The following is a 20915-nucleotide window of genomic DNA, read 5'->3' on the forward strand; positions in this document are numbered from 1 at the left end:
TCACCTGGGCGGCTTGAATGCCGAGATGATCGTCTGGGCCTCACGGCTGTCAAGTCTAAGCTTCTGCGCGACTGTCTCTCGGGCATGACTTCTCAAGCTGGCGACCCTCCGTTCCGCCTCATCGGCAGCCGACAGCGACTTGATGATCTCGGCCTCTACATCTTGAGGTGGAACCGGCACCTTCAATTTTCGGACAACATCCCAATTGACGCGCGTCCGGCCGATTCCTGTTGAAAGTAGCAGGAGATCAGCTCGCGCTTCCGGAGATCGGAGTAGTGCCCACATCGTTTGTGCAGAAGTTTTCGCGGTGGGCCGACAGATCGTGAACTCTTTCGTCACTACGCAGCCCTCCAATTCCGCTGGAACGATCGCAACGGCACCATGGATAGTGTTGATGTGACTCATAACTATGTCGCCTTCTCGAACTCGAGTAAGCCGCTGAGCGGCAAGGTCGGATGTCCAAACTTCCTCACCCGACTCGCAGAATCCGTCGTAACGGACTCTGAGATACGTCACTAGCTCATCACTCGCTTCAGTGTCCAGGTAACGATCGAAATTGGCCGGGTCGGTGGGATCCAACGGAGACATCAAATCTTCAACGTCGCTGACTTCGAATCCCAGGTCATACCATTCAGAGACACGTCGCCCGGATTCTGGAAGACATGCCTTAACGTCGAATCTATCAATCAGCGCCGTAGCTGGCACGGTCCAAGGTGCGGCCTGCGGATCTCCGCTCAAGAACGCCTCATAGAGCCGTTTTACATTTTCGACCTCGACGGCCGCCTTTCGCCTATTCTCCTCGTCGATGGGAAGAATGCGTTGGCGGGGAGCATCGTCGACACCGACAGCCGTACAATAGTACATAAATACACTTGGCTGCTCCTCGGCGTCGGACTCCCGCTTCTGTAGAACAATAACTGATGTCTTCACACGCGCCTGCGACCTCTGGAAAGCATCACCGGGAAGAGAAACCACTGCCTTGATTATCCATCGCCGCTTGATCCATTCACGGACCCGCTTGTGCCGCGATGCGCCCAAGATACTGTCGTCAACAACAGTGACGAGTCTGCCTTTAGGCGCGAGGAGATCCCAGTATCGCTCAAGGAACATGACCATCGAGCTGAGGCCCTGCAACGGCCGCCGAGCGCCCCCCTTTTCATCGTACGAGAGCTCGTAATCATTGAGGAGTTCCCGTTCCCAATCTTGCTTACGGTTATACTCCTTGGCGAATGGAGGATTTGTAAGGGCAACATCTGCCAAACCGCGATCCGCTTGTCGTTGGACGCGAGCACGAAGCTCCATCTTTTCTTTACTTAGCTCTGGACCGTCCGTAGCAACAGTTCTCAGGCTTTTGTCCAGAGCATCGAGTTGATAGATACTACTCCCACCATCGCCGTGGAGGTACATATTAATGCGTGCGATACGCGCCAGCGCCGGATCGCGCGCAACGTCGATACCAATGAGGCACTCCGTCGCCACATGGGCGCGAAGCTGTTCACGCTCCACGCTGCTCAGCGAAGCATTCGAGTCAATTTGTGTCCAAAATTGCGCTAGTGCCTCGATAAGGAATCCGCCAGTTCCACAGCATGCGTCGATGACACGATCAGCATGATCAGGTGTTGCACGCAGGCGGGCCAAGCCGGTCGCCAATTTTACGACACTTCGAGGCGTGAAGTACTGGCCTAGCGCCTTACCGCGGAGTGTCGAGTTCAGGAAAGTCTCGAACATGCGGCCATTTAGATCCGCATCAATACTTATCAGATCGACCCTCTCAAGCCGATCTGCGATCTCCTTAAGCGTGTCGGGAGAAAGCTGAAGTTGCTCACCGTGCTCGAATATCCTCTTCTTCTTACCGCGACTGATCTCCATTTCGAAGTCGCTCAGAAGCTTGCGGAACAGGATCTGATCAAGCGGATTCGGTGTGTCCTTTTCGTTTTTTGAGATCCAATTACGCGAGAACCGCACGACATCGATCGGAACGGTGGTATCGCCTTCAACGGATGTGTCGGCTAAAGGGCTCGCATGTACCTGACGATCCGACCAAAGCTTGAGGAAAACGACCTTCACGAATTCCATGAATGCCGCAGTGTAGCTAAGGTTCTCTCGTTTGTAGATCAGCCTGTGGGCCCAAGCAAAGTCGACGTTAAGCTCTGAAACAGTCCGGCGACGAAGCGTCAGGGTGTCTTCAGTTGGCGTTCGTCGACGGGGTTTACCGAAGCTCTTCGGCGCCAGAGTTTCGCGGATTGAATCGAAGTGAAGGTTCCCATCTACAAACTCATGGAACTCTGCTTCAGAGACGGGTACAGAGCTGTCCCAGCGGTACAAGCGGGTGGTGACTCCATTAGTGAGGAGAAAAAACTCAACCGGATTATTTGGATGCGCCTTGTTGAGCTCCAAACAGTAACTAGAACACTGCCCAACCCACTTACCTAGATCTTCTTCGACGCCTTTCGCCTCGCAGATCCATCGGATCCTTCCCCCGATCTCGATTGCGTAATCGGGTCGCCACTTCTTGCTTCTCCGGCCACTCGACAGAACGAGCTCGTCCAAGGTAGCCTTCGGCCGAATTTGGGCATCACGATACCCGAGGTCCGTAAGCAGGCGGTTCACGAAGAACTGCTCCACGCTCGCCTCATTGCCCAAGTCACCAAGCGAACAGAACTTGTTGGTAACGTCCTGGTTCAAAGCACACCTCTCCACCGCTGGTCGTTTGATGATACCATCAAATGCCCTGAGGCGATATCAAGTATCGCCAGTAGTGTGCGGGATTTCCCACGCAAAGACTGCAACGTCGCAGCCGAAGAACTGAAGTCAATAGGTCGCGCCTTACCGATCTATGGGTTAAGTGCGCGCCCGCCGACCACTCACTTGCAGCGGCATTCCATGATCTCGGCGGCCAGACCCGGATAGACAACACGCTCGCAGCGTTCGCAGGGACCTGGTGGTCCCACGTGCGGCGATAGCGGTTCGGATTTTCTGTGGCCGATGAGGTCGACCTTTGCCACACCGAATCGCTCGTCGCTTACACAACCGAGAGCGAGCGGTGACGGGCGTGTCTCTTCTAGCGGGAATCCCGCACCCGTCGGTGTCATAGAGCGACTTGACCGCGTGCTATATCGCACCATAAGCGGCACTATGGCTTAGCCGACGCTACTCAGCCTCGATCCATCGACGTGGCCTGCGGTCCAGGAAGCCCAACTGGTCGAGGTGCTCACTCCCAGACCGGCACCCACCACTGCCAGCCGTCCGGCGCTGGCTCCGAGCTTGGCTCCGGCCGCCATCCGGCAGGTGGCGTCCAGCCGGCCGGCGGGGCCGGCCAAGTCGGCGGTACTACGAAACGGATACCGATCGGCGGCGGTGGGATGGGCGCATGATCTCGCCGCCCACCGGAAACACGGGTACTGTCGGTTCGACCGACGGCATGACAGCTACCGGTGACGGGCTCGCAGGGCGGGCCGGCGGAGCGCCGAGCCAGCGCTCCGGGAGTTCGTGTGCTTTGGCGGCATACAGCACAACCTTGGTCTTGATGCGGTTGCCCTTGACTATCGCGCGAGCCGCTGCCATGGCTCCGCTCTCGGCGAGGTGTCGAATTGCCGGAAGCAGCTCGGTGCTCATCTTCGGGGTGAGCTGGCCGACGCGTGCCCCGTCGAGACGCACCTCGACCAGGGTGCGCGACGAGCGTGCAGTCTGCTCAACGACTTCGTGCAGTGTCGCGTACGCCCAGCACTCGCCTTCTGCGCGGAGGAACGACGCGAGAGCGTCGAGGTGCTTCTCCTCGCCGGTTACCTGGATGGCATTGCCGCTGGGCAGCAGCCGATGCTCTCCGGACGGAGGCATGTTGGCGGGCACGAGCATGTGCGGTTCGGCCAGGTCTAGTCGGACGGATCCTTGGAACTGCTTGGTCCGGCCGTCATAGTCGTCCCATTCGGCACCCCAGACTCGGGCCGCAACCTGGGGTGACCAGCCCTGAGCCGTCAGCTGGGAGAGGACGGGCGCGTACCGCACCGCTTCCTCGCGCGGCAGATAGCCGACGAGATTGCCGCCCGCCCACACACCTACGGCGTTGCGATCGTGCTTGTTACTCGGGTCGACCGCGAGGGTCGCCATTGTGATGATCTCGGTGCCGTCGGCCTTGAAGTCACGGTCGAACAGCTGCCGGATTGCGCCCGTGTAATGCGACTCGCCCACGACATCGACATGTGGATAGCCACGCTGGCCCCAAAGATCAAGAGGGATTGCCATCATCAGAACGTAATGCCTCGCACATTCTCAGACCTCACCTTTCGGGTTGCCGCCAACCGTTCGATGGTCCAGTCCACCCGGTCCGAAAGAGGTAGCCCGTCCAAGCTCAACCACGGTCGGCGCTTCATCACGGGCGTCTTTGATGCAGAAGCTTGACGACCTCGCCGACCTCGGCGTGCAGGTGCGTCAACTCCCCGGCAGTCAGTGCCAACTCGTAGCTGTGATGATGCCCAGCCCGCGACAGCGACCACCAGAGCATCGCCACGCGACGCGAGCTCGTCGCTCCGACGTAGCGGCTCAGCATGAGGATCTGTGAGCGGCGATTGCGGCAGGCGCCGACGGCCGGCGCGGTGTCGGTCCAGTACTGATCGAGCGCCGACTCGAGGGCCAGCCGGAGAAGCCAGGCGGAGGCGCGGGGCCACAGTCCACGAGTTCCCCGGGCCGGGGCGGCCATCAGGCGTTCGACCTCGTCGAGGTACGTCTGCGGCGAAGTCATCGAACTGCCTCCACCATTTGGGTCACTTGGCCGACCAGCCGTTCCGGGTCGGCTACGGCTGCGCCGTGTACGCCCTCCTTGCAGGCCCGGAAGGCGTCACCGGCCCAGGGCCCGAGTTTGCGGTTGAAGTAGCTGAATACGCGGCCGCCCGCATCGGCGTCGTCGAACAAAGCCAGCGCGGCTACCTGAGTCGTGGTCTTCGCGGAGTTCAGCAGCGTCTCGACGTCGCCGTGGCGTTCACCGCGGCCGATTCGTACGGCCCGTACCCGTTGGTGGAAAACCGCTTCCAGCGCCGACCGGCAGCAGCTCGTGACCAGCGGGGACCGTAGGTCGACGGGAATCTCGTCGGTTTTGGCGAGGGCCCGCGCGTCGGAGAGGTACCGGTCGGCGGCGTCGAGGTTCTTGCGGATCTCCACCTCGGAGTTGCTTCGCCGGGTGACTTCCCAGATGACGGCGTCGATCCCCAGGCGGCGTACGGCCTCGGGCAGTCGGTCGTCGTGACTGAAGACCACGACCTGCCGGTCCTGGGCCAGCTCGGCGAGGACCTGGGCGAGGCCGTCGACCTTGGACGGGTCCATGCTCTGCACCGGGTCGTCGATGATCAGGAATCGGAACGGGCTGGCGTCCGCGGTCGCCCGGGGGAGGAAGACAGCCAGCCCGAGCGCGTGCAGTTCGCCTTGGCTCATGACCGCCATGGCTGAGGTGGCCGTGCCGTCGACAGTCGCGGGGAAGGCGACCCTTCGGCGGGTGCTGGAACCGTCCAAGGTCATGCCGGCCAGCTCGACGTTGCTTTCTTGGCGCAGCTGCTCCCAGATCTGCTGGGATTGGTTCGCGAAGGGTGCGAGCTGGGCTGTGCGCAGGTCGGCGATGGCCGGCTTGATCCACGTCAGCGCAGCTTTGAGGAGGCCGAGAACCTCCTCTTCCTGTCGGGCCTGACGCGCCGCCGACAGCCAGTTCTGTAGATCAGCGGCGTGTTCTCGCCACGCGTCGTGCCGGGTGCGCAGCCAAGCTGCTGCGGCGTTGCGAGCCCGCTCGGTCGCGGTCTGCAGTGCCGCGTAGCTGGATCGCAGGTGGTCGGCGAGCAATTGTGGGTCGGCGTCCGCGGTAACGGATTGCCACCCGTGTGCAGCGGTGGCGAGCTCATCTCGTACGTCTGCGGGCAGTTCCTCGGTTCCGGCCGGCAGGTCGATGGTGAAGGCCAGCAGGCGTGCCGCGTCGCGGCGTGCGCTGCGTGCTGCCTCGTCGGCTTCGCGCCGGGCATCGGCTGCGTGTCGCGCCTGTCCGAGTTTTGCCTCGGCTGTGTCGAGCCAGTCCTGGTCGAGCTGACCAGTGCCGCAGACCGGGCAGGTTCCGGCGCCGTGCTGCCGGTAGTGATCGACTGCCATCTGCAGGAGCCGGGTGAGGTCGTTCTCCGCGACCGGGAGGGTCGCGAGGGTCGATGTGGACGCGACAAGCCGTTCGGCAATCGCCGCCACTTCCTCAGGTGACGCGGGGTCGGTGCTCGCGGCGATCTTGCGATAGCTGGCGATCGCTGGGTTGGTTTCGTCGTCGTTGCTGAGCAGCTGGTCGATCGCGTCGAGATCGGGTCGGGCGGGGGTGAGCAGTTTCGCGGCCGTTCGGGCCCGGTCGTCGTCCACCGTCTCCAGGGCGCCACGTACCGCCGTCCGCCCCGCTCGTACGGCCTTGGCCCGATCGTCGTAGATCTTGCGGAGGTTCTTGAGCCGGGTCTCGGCATCGGTGATCGGTTCGATGGCGAGCAGCGGGGCCATGGCGTCGAACAGCTCGCTGGGCCGCGACGACATCAGCCGGCCGAGGTCGTTCGCGGTGAGGAACGGGCGGTAGGTGTCCATCGGCTGGCGCCACCCGAGGTCGTCGGGCTGGGAGATCTGAGCCTGGCCGGGCTCGGTGGCGTCGTCGGCCCAGCTTCGCCGGATCCGCACGGGTGCGGCGACCCCGTCGAGGCGGGCGATCAGGTCGATCTCGCACGGTGCCGAGGTGTGCAGGTTGCGCCAGCCGTCACGGAAGATGCTGTTGCGTTCGGCCCACCGTTGGCTGTCGCCGGTCAGGGCGAGCTCGATGGCCTCGGCGAAGCTGGACTTGCCGGAGCCGTTGCGGCCCACCACGAGGGTGAGGCCGTTCTGCGGACGCAGGTGCAATGTCGCCTTCGGACCGATGCCACGGAAGCCGGCCACCGTCACCCGGTCGAGGTAGACGTTCTCGCGTACCTCAGTGGCGTCGTTGCGCCGCGGTAGGCGCGCATCCTCCCCGGCCAACACGGCCCGCAACTCCTCGTCGCCGGCGTAGGCGCCGAGGATGACCTCGGCGAGCTGATCGGACGCCTCGGTCTCAGCCAACCGGTCGAACACGACGTCCAGAAGTGCCTGATTCCTGCTCATCTGACTCTCCTTGGCCGAAGTGAGCCGAAGGTGTCTGGTAGCACCGTGTCGGCTGACAACCACCATGCCATAAACTGGCAATTGCTGGAAGACACTGGGATACCGTATAGTTCTCGTTGTGACATCTCCCGCCGAAGCCCTCGAGCGCCGCATCGACGAACTCCGCGCTGCCGTCCGCAAGGCGGTGACGGCCGGAGAGCGAGACCGTGCCCGAGAGTTGCGCAAGGAGCTGCGACGGCTTGAGGACGCGTGGGATGAGGCCCTCGATGAACTCGCCGACCAGACGGAACGGCCGGTCAAGCCGGTTCCGCGGCAGGCCGGACCGCTGCTACCGCTGCGCGAGCAGGTTCACCAAGCGCTGACCTTGCTCGGCGCCCCGGCCGCGCCGAGGTTGATCATCGCGGTGCACGAGGCGTTTCACGTCGGCGAGATAATCCCGGCCCGGCTCACCAGCCTGCGCCGCGACGAGGAGCGTTCCTTCCGGACCGCGCCGCACTCCCGGCCGTACTATTTGTGCCCCGCCCTGACCGCCGATTTGCTGGCACCGGCCCGCGGCCTGCTGGCGGTTTCCACCTGGCCGATGGCCAACCGGGTGATCGGGCCGCTGAGCCCGCGGGTCGATTTCCTCATCTCGGCGATCCGCCTCGCCGGGCACCTGGACCGCATCCCCGATCCGAGCACCGATGCGCGGCGGTTGTTGTGGCGCTTCGCTGCCAACATCCCCGGTGCCGCGCCCAGCGCCGCCGCCATGACGCCTGCGGCCGTCGCCGACGCCGCGGAAGCCGAACTCGACATTCACCGGGACTCCGACCGGTCGCACCGCGAAGCGGCCGCGAAACGAGCCCGCGAGCAACTCGACGACATCGAGCAGCTCTTCGGCAGCCGCCTGCGCGGCGTCGCCTCCACCGGGTCCTGAGACCCACCCCCGATAACACTCGTCTTCCGCGAAGGACGACCAAATGGACAACGACACTTCCGAACGACTGCGTCGCCTCCGCGGAGCAGTCCCCGCGAAACGCCACAATGCGCGAACCGTGGCCGCACTGACGGGCAATCCCGGCTGTGCCCGCCGTGCCGTGCTCGACGCCGCCGGCGTGGATAAGGAACAGCTGGCCCGGCACGTCGGGTTTCCGGCGAAGTTCGGTCAATCGCAGTTCGCGATCACCCGCGGCAACGCCTTCGAGGCCCAGGTCAAAGCGAACGCGTTTGCCGAGCTGATCCGGCTGCTCCGGGAAACCCTCGAGCTGGAGTTGAACGAGGTCGGCCAGACCGACCTGGAAGAGGTGGGTGGCAACACCAGCCAGGAGATGCGCCACATCCGGTCCCGTCAGAAGCTGACCGGCGCGGCCGCCGACGGCGAGTCGACGTTCTTCGACCATCCCCTGCTGACCCTCGACGTCGGCGGCAACACCGTCTACCTCGAGCCCGACCTGGTGGCCTTCCACCACAACGGCAAGTTCCACGTCGTCGAGATCAAGTCCTTCGCCGTCATCGACGATCAGGCCGACGGCGGCAAGGTCGCCGCCGCGGCGACCCAATCCGCGGTGTACGTGCTGGCCCTGCGGCGCCTGCTCGGCGACGACGACGCGGTCTCGGACGAGGTGGTGCTCGTCTGCCCGAAGGACTTCTCCAACCAGCCGGTCGCCACCAAGGTCGACGTGCGCAAGCAGCTGATCGTGCTGCAACACCAACTGAGCCGGCTGTCCCGCATCGAAAAGCTGGTCGGCGAGCTGCCGCCGGCTCTGACCTTCGACCTTGCCGCCGGCGACGACGGCAAGCCGACCCGGTCCGCCGCCGCATTGACTGCCGCCCTGGCCGAGGTCGAGGCCCGTTATGCGCCCGACTGTCTCGCCAAGTGTGAGATGGCGTTCTTCTGCCGCAAGGAAGCGAGCGGTTGCACCGCCACACTCGGCATCAACGTCCGTGAAGAACTGGGCGGCGTCGAAACAGTCGCCGAGGCGCTCGGCCTCGCCGACGGCAGCCTGATCGCCTCCGACAGCCAGGCCGAGGCCGCAGCGATGCTGCGGACCACGGCCGAGATCTATGGCTCGGTGACGGCGTGAGCGCGATTTCCTCGTACGCCCGTGCCTGCGCGGTAAGTGCCGGCCACGCCTTCCCGATTGCTACCCGCCGGCACGTCTTCCTTTCCGAGCGGCCCTTGGTCCTGGTTCCTCTCGCCATGGCGGGCGAGGCGAACGCCCCTCTCGCCGCCATGATCGGCAGCGATGTTGCCCACCCGACGCTGCTCTTCGTCCCGCAACCGCGTAACCGGGACATGCGTTTCGAGTTCGCCGCATCACTCGCCGAGGTCGTGCTCGACTACGTCCGTTCCCGCACTCAGCGTTCCGAGGTCCTTGGCAACGACGTTGTTTTCCTCGAGGCGCCGCAATTGCTCGTGCCGAATCGGGCCGGAGCGGCTTTCGTCCGGCTGCTGGGCCGCTCAACGCGTTTTCGGCGCACCACCGGCCTGTATCCGGTGCCGCAACGAGTGCCGACGCTCGGCCGTTGGCTCACCTACCTCGCCGAGCGTTCCGAACATCCGGGCTCCGCGGCGATGCTAGCGATGACCGAGGCGCTGAGCATGCACTGGGCCAGCGGTCAGAGCGCCCTCGAAGATGCGAATCTGGCCGCGATCCTCGGATGGATCGATCCGCCGGACGGCGTGACCGGCCCCGAGGCGGCCATCGCGGCGGAGGATCCGCTGGTGTGGCCGCCCGCCGGCCCCAGCACCGATCCGTCCTTCGACAACGAGGTGCTCGCCCCGGCGATCCGGGCATACGCCGACTCGGCGCCGGACAGCCCGAGGCGTATGCACGCTCTGCAGACCCTGGAGCGTGAGCTGCGCGGCCAGATGGAGCCGACGTGGCGCCTGATGTGGCGGGCGGTCGACGTGCTGCGCGCGCTGCCGCCCGGCGACACCGTCGAGCAACGGTGGACGGCCGACCGCAAGGATTTCAGCCGCTACCACAACTACCTCGTCATGGATGGCCGCCCGCAGGCCCGCCGCGACGGCGCGGTCGTCGCCGCCCGCCGGCTGCAGACCCTCGAGCGCGAGCAGACCTTGTACGACGCGACCCGGGCGCTCGACGACCCGCTGGTGATGGCCAACTTCCGGGTCACCGGTGAGGCCTTCGAGGGCACGGTGGTCTCGGTCGAACGCGACCGGCGGGTCACCGGCGAGAAGGGCCGGCGAATCACCAGACCGTTGATCGTCGTAAGCACCGGCGACCCTATGCACCTCGCGGTCGGCGCCGCGGTCCGTTCTCCCGCCCGCCTGGGGCAGGAAGCGACCATCGTCGAGATCCGCCGCCTGGCCGACAGCACGCTGGTCACTCTCGAGCTCGCCGGCGGCATGGGCCGTCGCGCCGCTCCGGCGCCGGGCACAGTGCCCGAGGAAAAGGACGACATCACCTACACGAGCGCATTCCCCGACGCTTTCCGCACACCCGACCTTCCGCCGACCGAGCTGACCCCATGGACGCATGGCGGGCCGCCGCAGCCGTACGTGCCCACCGAGGACGACGCCCGGGAGGTGTGGGAATGACCTTCGACCCGGCTGTGGAAGCCGAGCGCGTCACCGCGGAAATCCTGGCCGACTTCCGCTCCGGAAAGTACCGCGGTGTGGTCGTCGACTCCCCACCCGGCGCCGGAAAGTCGACGCTCGTGGTGCGGGCCGCCGTCTCTCTCGCCGTGGACGGCGAGCGCTCGATCATCGTCGCCCAGACCAACGAGCAGGTCGACGACCTGACCGCCGCCATGGCCGCCCAGCTCCCCACCGGCCTCGTGGTCGGCCGGCTCACCAGCTCGACGTACGGCCGGCCGCAGCGCTTCACGAACGTCACCAACGTGCTGATCGACAAAGACGTCAGCAACCTGCTCAGCTGCGAAATCATTGTCGCGACGGCGTCCAAGTGGGCGTACGTGAAGGACCGGTCGTGGCCGTGGGCGATCGTCGACGAGGCCTACCAGATGCGCTCGGACCTGTTGCTGGCCGTCGCACCCCGTTTCGAGCGGGCGCTTTTCGTCGGCGACCCGGGACAGCTCGATCCGTTCTCAGTCGTGCAGAACGATCGGTGGCGCGGGCTGACCTGGGATCCGATGCAAAGCGCGGTGGCCGGCCTGCTGCGCAGCAACCCCTCGCTGCCGGTGCATCGGCTGCCGGTGTCCTGGCGGCTGCCGGCGAGTGCCGAGCAGGTGGTGACGCAGTCGTTCTACCCGTTCACCGGCTTCCGCACCGGGACCGGCCCGGGCGAACGAGAGCTCAGCTTCACCACGAAGCCCTTCGGGCGTACCGCAGTGGACGCCGTCCTGGCCGAGGCGGCCACCTCCGGTTGGGGTTTCTACGAGTTGGACGCCAAGCACACCATGCGCACCGACGCGGAAGCCGTGGCCGCGGTCGCCGAGGTGACCCGACGATTCCTCGATCGTGGCGCGACAGCCCGGTCCGGTGATACCTCGCGATCGGTCACGCCGGATCGCATCGCCGTCGGCGCGGCCCACCGCGACCAGGTCGCCGCACTTCGGGCCGCGTTGATCGACCTGCCCGATGTCACCGTCGACACCGCCAACCGGCTCCAAGGCCGCGAGTACGACGTGACCGTAGTGCTGCATCCGCTGTCGGGCCGTCGAGACGCGACCGCGTTCCACCTCGAAGCCGGCCGCCTGTGCGTGCTCACCTCCCGACACCGGCAGGCGTGCGTCGTCGTCGGGCGAGCCGGCATCCGGGAACTGCTCGACGCTCATCCGTCCAGTGAGCCGGTCCACCTGCACGAACCGGTCAAGTTCCCGGACGGTTGGGCAGCGAACCAGATCGTGATGGAACACCTCCTCAAGCACCGCGTGGCTCGATAGCCCGGGACGGACCACATGAGATTTCTGCACACCTCCGACTGGCACGTCGGCAAGACCCTCAAGGGTCACCACCGTCTCCCGGAACAACGCGACGTCCTGAACGAGATCGTCGGCCTGGCTGGCGAGCACGAGGTCGACGCCGTCCTGATCGCGGGCGACATCTACGACTCGGCCGCGCCGTCGGCGGAGGCCCAGCAGCTGGTTGTGCAAACCCTGCTCGCCCTGCGCGACCTGGGCATACCGGTGGTCGCCATCGCCGGCAACCACGACCATGCCGCGACCTTCGACGCCTACCGGCCGCTCATGAACGAGGTCGGCATCCACCTCGTCGGAACCCCGCTCACCGGCTCTCTCGACCTGACCGCCCGTTCCACCGGCGAGCCCGTCGTCATCGCCACCCTGCCGTTCATCCATCAGCGCTCCGTCGTTCGCGCCGCGGAGTTGCTCGGCAGCACGCCGATGGAGAACTCGATCAGCTACGCCCAACGGCTCCAAGACATGCTGGCCGCGCTGGCCACACCATTCCGGCCCGACGCGATCAACATCATGATGGCCCACCTCACCGTCACCGGAAGCACCTTCGGCGGCGGCGAACGGGCCGCCCAGTCAATCTTCGAATATCAGGTGCCGGCCGCCGCCTTCCCCACTACGACGACCTATGTCGCCCTCGGTCATCTGCACCGTCGGCAAAAGGTCGCCGCATCGGTCCCAGTGCACTACAGCGGCTCACCGCTGGCCATCGACTTCGGGGAGCAGAACAACGAGAGCGTCGTGTGCCTCGTTGAAGCGACGCCCACCACCACGGCCCGGATCACCGACCTCCCGATTCGAAGCGGTCGCCGCCTGCTGACCATCAGCGGCACGCTCGCCGAGATCGCCGCCCAGACCGACGTGGCGGGAGATGCCTTCCTCCGGGTCTGGATCAAGGAACCCGCGCGGGCGGGGCTGCGCGACCAGGTCATCGCAATTCTCCCGAACGCTCTCGAAGTCCGTATCCATCCGGGCTTTACCGTGCCGACGGCCAATTCACGACCGTCGAACGCTTCCGGCGGTGACCGCACCCCGGCCGAGCTGTTCGCCGAATACTGCGCGACCAAGAACGTCGACGACCCCCGGGTGCAGGCACTGTTCACGCGCCTGCACGACGCTACCTTCCAGTCATGACCCGACAGCTCGAGGAGGACTCATGCGGCCAGTACTTCTGGAGATGACGGGCTTCGGATCGTTCCGCGAGCCGGCGACGGTGGACTTCACCCAAGCCGACTTCTTCGCCCTCGTCGGCCCGACCGGTGCCGGGAAATCAACGGTCATCGACGCCATGGTCTTTGCGCTGTACGGCTCGGTGCCGCGCTGGGACGATCGGCGTACGGTGTCGCTCGCCTTGGCGCCGACGGTGATCAGAGGAGTCGTACGGCTGGTCTTCGACGTGGGCGCCCATCGCTACGTCGCCGCACGGGAACTACGGCGAAGTACGACCGGGGTCGGCATCCGTAACGGTCGCCTCGAACGTCTGATGGATCCCACTCGGCTAGGAACCCGCGAGGACGAAACTGAGCTGATCGCAGCGGACGGCAAAATGAACGCCGCCGTCGAACAACTGCTGGGACTGTCCTTCGACAACTTCTGCTCGTGCGTCGTTCTGCCCCAAGGAGATTTTGCCGAGTTCCTGCACGCCCGGCCGAGCGATCGACAGAAAATCCTCACCCGCCTGCTCGGCGTCACCGTGTACGAAACCATCGGACAGTCCGCCAACACCGAGGCCGCGATGGCGAAGGAGCGGGCAATTCTGCTTGACCAGCAGATCAGCCGGCTGACCGCCTTCACCCAGGAGGCCGAAGACGAGGCGCACCAACGAGCCGAGCGGCTGGAGGACCTGGGTATCCAGGTCACTACCCGTTTGGCGGAACTCCGGGACGCCGGCGGAGAAGTCGAGAATGCCGAACGTACCGTCCGGAGACTCGCGGCGGAGCAGGTCAGCCTGTCTGCGCTCGCCGCCCCGACCGATCTCGTAGCACTCAGCGAACACCTCGCCGCCGCGCGGACGGCGGCCGGCGAGGCCGAGCACAATCTCGTCGTCGCCGAACGGTTCGACAACGCGGCGCGGGCGGCCTTGCAAGCCGCACCCCGGCGGGGTCCGCTGGAGCAAGCGCGGCGTGACCATGCTGAGCGCGCGAGGCTCACCCACCGACAGCCCGACGCCGAGAACGATCGGGCCGAAGCCGCCAAATCCCTGTCCGTCACGACAGTCGACCACTCCGCCGCGACCCGTGAACTTTCGGTGGCCCGGGATGCTGCCGAAACCGCGACAAGCTCGGTGACGGCGGCCAAGACCCGCGTCACGGCACTGCGAGCCGAGTGCATGAAGCTCGGCAAGCTATCCACTCCGGCCGACGTCGCCGAAATGAGCGGCAGCGAGACCGCCCTCCTGACGAAGCTCACCGCGGCCCGGCAGGCGCTCACCGACGCGGAGGCGACAGAGGCCGACGCCAGACGCGAAGTCGGTGCGGCGCCCCCACGTGCCCCACTCGAGCAGGCCAAGCACAACCACGCTGAACTGGCCAAGTTCCTTGCGTCGGAGCCGGAGTTGGCGCGGCAGCGCGAGGAGGCCAAACAGCAGGTCGAGGCGGCGCACAAGGAAGTTGAGGAGGCGCACCAGGCCGTTGCCCGGGCTCGGACTGCCCGCGACGAGGCGGCACGCACCGACGTCGCGGCGACCCTCCGGCCACACCTCGTAGCGGGCCAACCCTGTCCCGTTTGCGAGCAGCCCGTCGAGGCCCTGCCCGACCCGCTGGATCACGAACTGCTCGCCGCGGCCGACAAAGGCCTGACCGACGCAGAGGCCCGGCTACGTCGGACAACCCAGCACCACACCACGGCCGTCGCGGCCGAGCAACGGGCCATCGGTGCACTCGAGAGCGCGGCCGCATCGGCAAACGCCCTCCGCCAAGCCCTGAGCGGGGAACTGGCGGACGAGAGGTCCGTCGATGCCGAGCTGAGCCGCCTGGACAGGTTGACCGTCGCGCTCCGAGACTCCGGCGCCGGCCTTCATCGGGCCCGCGCCGCATACGAGGCGGCCGACAAGGAAGCGGCCGCCTTGCGGAAAAGGCTGACGGTGGCCCGGACTCGGCTGAACAGAGCCCGGGATCCACTCGTGCCGCTCGGCGCACCGGCCGTCGACGGTCTCGATCTCGCCGAAGCGTGGCAAACACTCGAAACTTGGGCGGCGACCGAGGCCACCACCCGCGACGACCTCCTCAAACTCGCGATCCACCAGGCGAGCGAGGCCGAGCAGGCCGCGGAAGCAAGCTCGACCGCGCTCGCGGGTGCCCAGACTGCGGCTGACCGCGCGGACGTTGCCAAGATGGCCGCCGCTCGCGCCGACCAAGAAACGGCGCTGGTGCTCCGTCAACTCCGAGAGCGGATGTCCGAGCTGGACACGACCCTCGCCGATGCGCCGACCGACGAGGCTGCCGCCGCCGAGCTGACCCGCATCGATCACCTGGAAGCCGAGACCAGGACCGCCCACGAGAAGGTCCAAGCATCCCGGGCCGCCCGCGACCTGGCTGCAACCGCGTTCGATCAGCTCCGCGCCGACGAGCAGACCGCTTGGCTCGACCTGCGGGCCGCCCGCGACCGGTTGGTGCCACTCGGCGCCCCGCCCGTTCGCCAAGAAAACCTCCTGACCGCTTGGGCTGACCTTGTCGGCTGGGCCAGTCAGCAGTCACGCACTCGGCAAGCAGAGACCGCACTCGCGGAAAGCTCTCTCGCAGCAGCCGAACGGCACCTGAATGAGGCTCAGGAAGCCCTCACGGCTCGGCTTTCCCAGGCAGAGGTCGTCGTGCCGCAAGGCCGGCCCCTCGCGGAGACGGTGGGGGCGGCCGTCGCGGCCGCCTTGGAACGGGCACGAGCCGACGCCCGTCACATCAAAACCCAGCGAACAACTCTGGCTGAACTCGTCACCGGCAAGGCGGCCGCGGAAGCCGACCACGAGGTGGCGCACATGCTGGCGGGCCTCCTGCGGTCGAACGAGTTTCCTCGCTGGCTGGTCGCCTCCGCCCTCGACGTCCTGGTCAGGGACGCCTCGGCGAGCCTCGCCGAACTGTCCAGCGGCCAATTCGACCTCACCCACGAGGACGGCGACTTCCTCGTGATCGACCACACCAACGCCGACCTGCCACGCCCAGTCAAGACGCTGTCCGGCGGTGAGACCTTCCAAGCGAGTCTGGCGCTGGCGCTCGCACTGTCGGCGCAGATGTCCACCCTTGCGGCCGCCGGCTCGGCCCGCCTCGACTCGATCTTCCTGGACGAGGGTTTCGGAACACTGGACGAGACGACCCTGGACACTGTCGCCAACACGCTGGAGAACCTGGCGAGCCAGGGCGACCGGATGGTCGGCGTGATCACCCATGTCAGCACCCTCGCCGACCGCGTCCCGGTGAAGTTCAGGGTGAACCGCGACCAGTACGGATCCACCGTCACGCGGGACAACTTGTGACTACGCGGATTGTTGTGGACGAGGTACCCGCGCCCCGCTGGATCGCGGCTTCCTTGCGGGAGAACGAGGGCCGCGACCCGCTCGGCCTCCAGACGACCACCCAGGATCGATTGATGCCGCTGCTCCTGCCGGGCATCCTTGAGTTGTCCCGACGTGCACGGTACTTCGCATTCCACGCCTTTCTCCTCGACGAATACCAGGGCAGACGACTGCCGGCCGACGGCAAGTCGCTAGCCACATTCATCCGCCGGCGTGAGTGGGAACTCGGCCTCGCGGTGCAGCGCTGCCCAAACGAGTGCGGATCGAGCCCGGTCGGCGCACGGCGGCTGAGTGACGTCGCCGCAGGGCCGGGACCGTTCCCGCGCGGGGAATCTGTGGAGAGCAGCTTCGGCGGATACGGGCTGTACTACCGCTCGCCGCTGATTGAACTTGGCATCGTCGCGAGAGCTGGAACGATGCTCGGTGACCAACCGATTGCCATCGATGTCCTTCGCGCAACCGATCGAGCCCGAAGCCTGGCTGCGACATTCCGGAGCGCTGTGGAGGACACGGATTACTACCGCCGATTCATGTGGACCAGCGATCCGCTACCCGCAGCCGCAATCGATGAATACGCCGGGGTCGCCTGCCTGTGCCGGCTGCGTGAGCGACCGGACGAACGCAGCGCCGTGCACGACGCCATCTTTGGTAGCGACGCACCCGCTACCAGCGGAGCCGATGAGGCCGGACCCGGCGTTAGCGCCGCGCTGGACACCGGTGTGGTCCAGCGCCGACGCAGCGTTGGGCACTATCTCAGTCTCGTCGCTGCCGATCCAGATGTGCCTTGGTACGGTCGCGCGTATCGGGACGCGTTGTGGTCGTATTCGCAACCGCGTAGCGACGGGCACGCTCTCGTCGCCGGGCAGTGGGCGGCGCTCATCGCCAAGGACATCTGGCAGGAGGTCATCTGCTCGGTCTGGTCGCAGTTCTGCCGTGCCGGCCTGGCCCGCAGCCGCGACCTGGGTCGCGGGCTTACCCACGCCGAGGTACGTGACGTGGCCTCAAACATGGTTGGCGGACCACCTGCCTGGGCCTCCGGCTACCCAACGGCTGCGATCGCTGCCGAGCTGGAGACCGCCGCGTTGACCGTGCCTGACCGTGACGGCGAGGACATAGACGTCGCCACGGCGACGCTGGATACCCTTCGGTGGTTGACCGCCGGGCTCGACACGGCCACCTCCGCTGTCGTGGTGCTGCTAGAACTCGCCCGCCGCACCAAGGGTCGCGTCGATCCCGGCTGGGAGAAGGCGTCGCGGGTCAGATCGGCATGGCAGCCGTCGGTAGCCGAAGTCCTAGCCGCCGTCGGTGAGCATCTCAACGGTCAGCCGTCCCTCGGGGAGACGCTGTGGTGGCTGGTATCGCGGTTCGTGGTCCCGGTGCATGAGCGCATCGCCTATTCCAAACTGCCGGACTTCACGTTCCGGTTCCGCTGGGATGAAGGGCTCCTGCGGTTCTACGACCACGGCATCGAGCGGTTCCCACTCGCCGCGATCCGCGCAAACCCGCTGAGCTGGATCACCTGGGACCTGGGTCTGTGGGAAGGCGACGAGCCTACCGAATCACGGCTGACCGATCGAGGCACCGCGTTCGTCCACGAGGTTCTCGGATGACCGAGCCGGCGGTCCCTTTGGCGGAACGAAGCCGCCCGGTCAACGAACTGTTCATCGGTGCCGCGTCGGCGATGTGGGCCACGACGTACAGCGTGGACCTGTCGTTGTTCAACGAGTTCCTGCTACCTCGGTTGGGTGACCCTCCGCTCAACGTCGTCGTGCTCGCGGACCACCGCAGGCTCACCGCCGGCCTCGACCGCCTCCCTGCTGATGCCGTCGACACCCTCACGGCTGTGAACCGGCGATGGCTGCTGCGCGGCGTACGTCCGGGCGGTCAGGCATTCCACCCCAAGACGTACCTCACCGTGGCCGGAACCAGGGCGACCCTGCTGGTCGGGTCCGGGAACCTTTCAATGACCGGGCTCGACCGGGGCAAGGAAGTCTTCACCACCTTCCGCTCCGGCACCCCCATCGGCGACGCAGCCATCCGCACATGGCGAACCTGGATTCACCGCGTCGTCGGCCTCGTCGATGACACAACTCTCGCCCAACGGCTACTCGACCTCGACACCCGGCTGCCGCCCCAACCAGCCGACACGCCGCAGACAGACTCACCTCTGCTCCACAATCTGGACACCCCGATCGCCGCCCAGTTCAAGACGGTCCTTACCGCCCAGGCGCCCACGGACATTGACGAGCTGCTACTCAGCGCCCCGTACTACGACGACGATGCGGAAGCGGTCGGGCAGCTACTCACCGACCTGCGCCCTCGGCGCGTTCGTGTGTTCCTCACGAAAGCCACGAGCGTCAACGGGAACCGGCTCAAGGAAAGACTGATCGCCAGCGGCGCCACAACCGACGTGCTCATGTACCAGCCGGACGAGTTCGTGCACGCCAAACTCATTGGCGCCGTGGCCGGCGACCAGGGATGGCTACTGTCTGGATCTGCGAACCTGTCCCGAGCCGCGTTGACCCGCACCGTGGGACACAGCGGCAATGTCGAGGTCGCCGTCCTTAGCCAACTCACCGCGGACAAGGTCCGAGCGGCGTTCACACCCCCGGACACCACAGCCGTTACCGCCAACCTCGACCAACTCGGATCATGGTCTTTCCGATCCGAACCGGAACCCGCAGCGCCCTCAGTACGCCTGATCTCCGCATCTGCGAACGGCGACGGACGGGTGGAGGTGTCCAGCGAGCCGATGGCTCAGCCCGGTTGGCTGCTTGACGACCTGACGCACCGACAACCGCTCACCCGCGACACCTCCGGGAGAGCCGTCACCGCTGGTCCGCTGCATAGGCGCCTCGTTCGTCTGGTCGACGCCAACGATTCCGTCCTGTCCAACCAGGTAGTCGTGGACGACCCGACCGCACTCGCAACCGCGCTCACTGCGACAGCGCGACTCAGCGTCGACCTACCAGACGGCCTTGTCACTGGTGACCTCGACAGCCCGCTCGGCAAGATGCTGGTCTGGCTGCACCGCAACTTGGTGATGGAGGTCAGCGATCGACCGACATCCGCCGCAGGCGGCGGCGTGACGGCCGATGAGGAAACCGAACAGGGCAACGACGACCTATGGGTACGCCTCGAACGTGAACAGCTCGGGCGTGACCCACGCGCCAGTCGATACGGAAGAATCTGGGGCGACAGTCTCGACGCCAGCGAACCGATCATCGAGCTCCTCGACGCGCTACGTGCGCGGACTCCATCGGAGCCTGCTTCCGGCCGTGCCGGGCCTTCACTTCTTGCAAGACTCCTCGACGACGCTGGCGACGCCGAAGAAGAAGAGGCACCGACGCCGCGGAGGTGGCGGCTCGCAGCCCGCGTCCGCATACGCGCCCGCAACCTTCTAAGACGCTGGGCCAATACGCAAGCGGACCCTCGCCTGGCATGGATCGAGCCCCTTGCGCCGGCCGGTAACTTCGCGACGATCGTCGGCGCGTTCGCCGAACTCAACCTCGCCTCCGCCCAGACCCCCGAACGGCTGGAGTTGACCGAGCAAGACCTTGATGACCTGTGGCTGCGCTGGCTTGGCGGATTTGCGGGAGGCGGCACCCGCCCTGGCTGGCTCAACCAGGTCGATCAAGAAGTCTGTACGAAAGCCAAGCAACGGCTGCCCCAGTGGCTACCGGAAGCCGCTGCTGCATTGTCCTGGCTGACCGTGCAGCCTGGTCCACGCCGCCGGGAACGAGTTGTGGAGGCCCAGCCCGTCATTATCGCCGCGTTCGAACACAACCTGGTCGACCCGACAGACGAAACCGCCAGATACCTCAGCGCCATCACCGGACGCGCCATCACTCGCGCCGAAGTGGATGAACAGCTCTTGGGCGCCATCACGTTCATCGATGATGATCTCTGGTGTGCCCGCACGGCGTCCGAGCTTGGCCTTGACGACCTAACTCTCGACGCGCCACCTGGCGCTGCAGCGATCCAGGTCCGCCTTGGTGTGCGAGGCATCGCGGATCCTCTTCTTGATCCACGTCTGCCGCGGTTGCTCGCCGCGGTCCGCCAATACCGGCGTTGCCGCGGAGTGGCCGTCTACGCCACTGACAGTAGCTGGCGACTTTCCCTCACAGAGGGTGAGACGCTCGCCGTTCTTCCCGGCCTCGGCCAGACGGTATTGGAGTCGAGCGAACCAACCAGCGATCGTCTCCTCGACCAACTCAACGCCGCGGTCGGTGTGCTGGCCGACCTGTTTGCGTAGCCGAAGCAGGCATCGCTCGATTGCCGGCCCCTGACGATCCCCTCCATGGCTGCTGGAAGCGCCCAGTCATCCCTACGGTGGTTCATCACTATCAATCCGGCCGAGCGTCGATGCCGCACCACAAGTGGCATTCTGTGCAGA

General features: G+C 65.8%; 12 protein-coding genes. 8 read left to right on the top strand and 4 right to left on the bottom strand.

All coding sequences use genetic code 11. The annotated features are described in order from the left end of the window. The 4 genes from NAG42_RS06720 to NAG42_RS06735 all read right to left on the bottom strand — a co-directional run bounded on the left by NAG42_RS06720 (position 1) and on the right by NAG42_RS06735 (position 7287). On the bottom strand, positions 1-2625 hold the full coding sequence (locus NAG42_RS06720) for an N-6 DNA methylase (RefSeq protein WP_250028813.1): 2625 nt from the start codon (positions 2623-2625) through the stop codon (positions 1-3). A gap of 705 nt (positions 2626-3330) precedes the next feature. Further along, positions 3331-4242, bottom strand: a complete 912-nt coding sequence (locus NAG42_RS06725) for an HIRAN domain-containing protein (protein ID WP_250028814.1) — start codon at positions 4240-4242, stop codon at positions 3331-3333. A gap of 127 nt (positions 4243-4369) precedes the next feature. Further along, positions 4370-4738, bottom strand: coding sequence for a hypothetical protein (locus tag NAG42_RS06730; RefSeq protein ID WP_250028815.1), 369 nt, complete (start codon positions 4736-4738; stop codon positions 4370-4372). Next, entirely contained in the window at positions 4735-7287 is a 2553-nt protein-coding gene (locus NAG42_RS06735; RefSeq protein ID WP_250028816.1) for an AAA family ATPase, read from the bottom strand. The genes NAG42_RS06730 and NAG42_RS06735 overlap by 4 nt, the downstream gene beginning before the upstream one ends. A gap of 64 nt (positions 7288-7351) precedes the next feature. Here NAG42_RS06735 and NAG42_RS06740 point away from each other — a divergent pair, with 64 nt between their 5' ends. The 8 genes from NAG42_RS06740 to NAG42_RS06775 are packed head-to-tail and all read left to right on the top strand — an operon-like array spanning position 7352 to position 20774. After that, positions 7352-8050 carry a hypothetical protein gene (locus NAG42_RS06740; RefSeq protein ID WP_250028817.1) on the top strand — a complete coding sequence of 233 codons (699 nt, stop codon included), beginning with the start codon at positions 7352-7354 and terminating at the stop codon, positions 8048-8050. A 43-nt stretch (positions 8051-8093) separates the two neighbouring features. Continuing rightward, positions 8094-9197 carry a hypothetical protein gene (locus NAG42_RS06745; protein ID WP_250028818.1) on the top strand — a complete coding sequence of 368 codons (1104 nt, stop codon included), beginning with the start codon at positions 8094-8096 and terminating at the stop codon, positions 9195-9197. Beyond that, on the top strand, positions 9194-10678 hold the full coding sequence (locus NAG42_RS06750; RefSeq protein ID WP_250028819.1) for a hypothetical protein: 1485 nt from the start codon (positions 9194-9196) through the stop codon (positions 10676-10678). The genes NAG42_RS06745 and NAG42_RS06750 overlap by 4 nt, the downstream gene beginning before the upstream one ends. Further along, positions 10675-11985, top strand: a complete 1311-nt coding sequence (locus tag NAG42_RS06755; protein ID WP_250028820.1) for an AAA domain-containing protein — start codon at positions 10675-10677, stop codon at positions 11983-11985. Before NAG42_RS06750 ends, NAG42_RS06755 begins: the two co-directional genes overlap by 4 nt. 15 nt (positions 11986-12000) lie before the next feature. Beyond that, a complete protein-coding gene (locus tag NAG42_RS06760; protein WP_250028822.1) occupies positions 12001-13149 on the top strand; it encodes an exonuclease SbcCD subunit D in 1149 nt (382 codons plus the stop codon). Positions 13150-13171: 22 nt separating this feature from the next. Beyond that, positions 13172-16480 carry an AAA family ATPase gene (locus tag NAG42_RS06765; RefSeq protein WP_250028823.1) on the top strand — a complete coding sequence of 1103 codons (3309 nt, stop codon included), beginning with the start codon at positions 13172-13174 and terminating at the stop codon, positions 16478-16480. 14 nt (positions 16481-16494) lie between these two features. Further along, a complete protein-coding gene (locus tag NAG42_RS06770; RefSeq protein ID WP_250028825.1) occupies positions 16495-18129 on the top strand; it encodes a hypothetical protein in 1635 nt (544 codons plus the stop codon). Further along, positions 18126-20774 (top strand): phospholipase D-like domain-containing protein, encoded by a 2649-nt coding sequence (locus tag NAG42_RS06775; RefSeq protein ID WP_250028826.1) that lies wholly within the window; start codon positions 18126-18128, stop codon positions 20772-20774. The genes NAG42_RS06770 and NAG42_RS06775 overlap by 4 nt, the downstream gene beginning before the upstream one ends. Positions 20775-20915: the final 141 nt, after the last annotated feature.

This window comes from Paractinoplanes maris, assembly GCF_023544465.1.
GTDB lineage: Bacteria > Actinomycetota > Actinomycetes > Mycobacteriales > Micromonosporaceae > Actinoplanes > Actinoplanes maris.

What these genes read in the sequence shown, in the direction of transcription:
- NAG42_RS06760 (WP_250028822.1), top strand. Translation starts at nt 12,001, where the DNA reads ATGAGATTTCTGCACACCTCCGACTGGCACGTCGGCAAGACCCTCAAG.
- NAG42_RS06730 (WP_250028815.1), bottom strand. Translation starts at nt 4,738, where the DNA reads ATGACTTCGCCGCAGACGTACCTCGACGAGGTCGAACGCCTGATGGCC.
- NAG42_RS06725 (WP_250028814.1), bottom strand. Translation starts at nt 4,242, where the DNA reads ATGGCAATCCCTCTTGATCTTTGGGGCCAGCGTGGCTATCCACATGTC.
- NAG42_RS06755 (WP_250028820.1), top strand. Translation starts at nt 10,675, where the DNA reads ATGACCTTCGACCCGGCTGTGGAAGCCGAGCGCGTCACCGCGGAAATC.
- NAG42_RS06765 (WP_250028823.1), top strand. Translation starts at nt 13,172, where the DNA reads ATGCGGCCAGTACTTCTGGAGATGACGGGCTTCGGATCGTTCCGCGAG.
- NAG42_RS06735 (WP_250028816.1), bottom strand. Translation starts at nt 7,287, where the DNA reads ATGCGGCGCTCGAGGGCTTCGGCGGGAGATGTCACAACGAGAACTATA.
- NAG42_RS06745 (WP_250028818.1), top strand. Translation starts at nt 8,094, where the DNA reads ATGGACAACGACACTTCCGAACGACTGCGTCGCCTCCGCGGAGCAGTC.
- NAG42_RS06775 (WP_250028826.1), top strand. Translation starts at nt 18,126, where the DNA reads ATGACCGAGCCGGCGGTCCCTTTGGCGGAACGAAGCCGCCCGGTCAAC.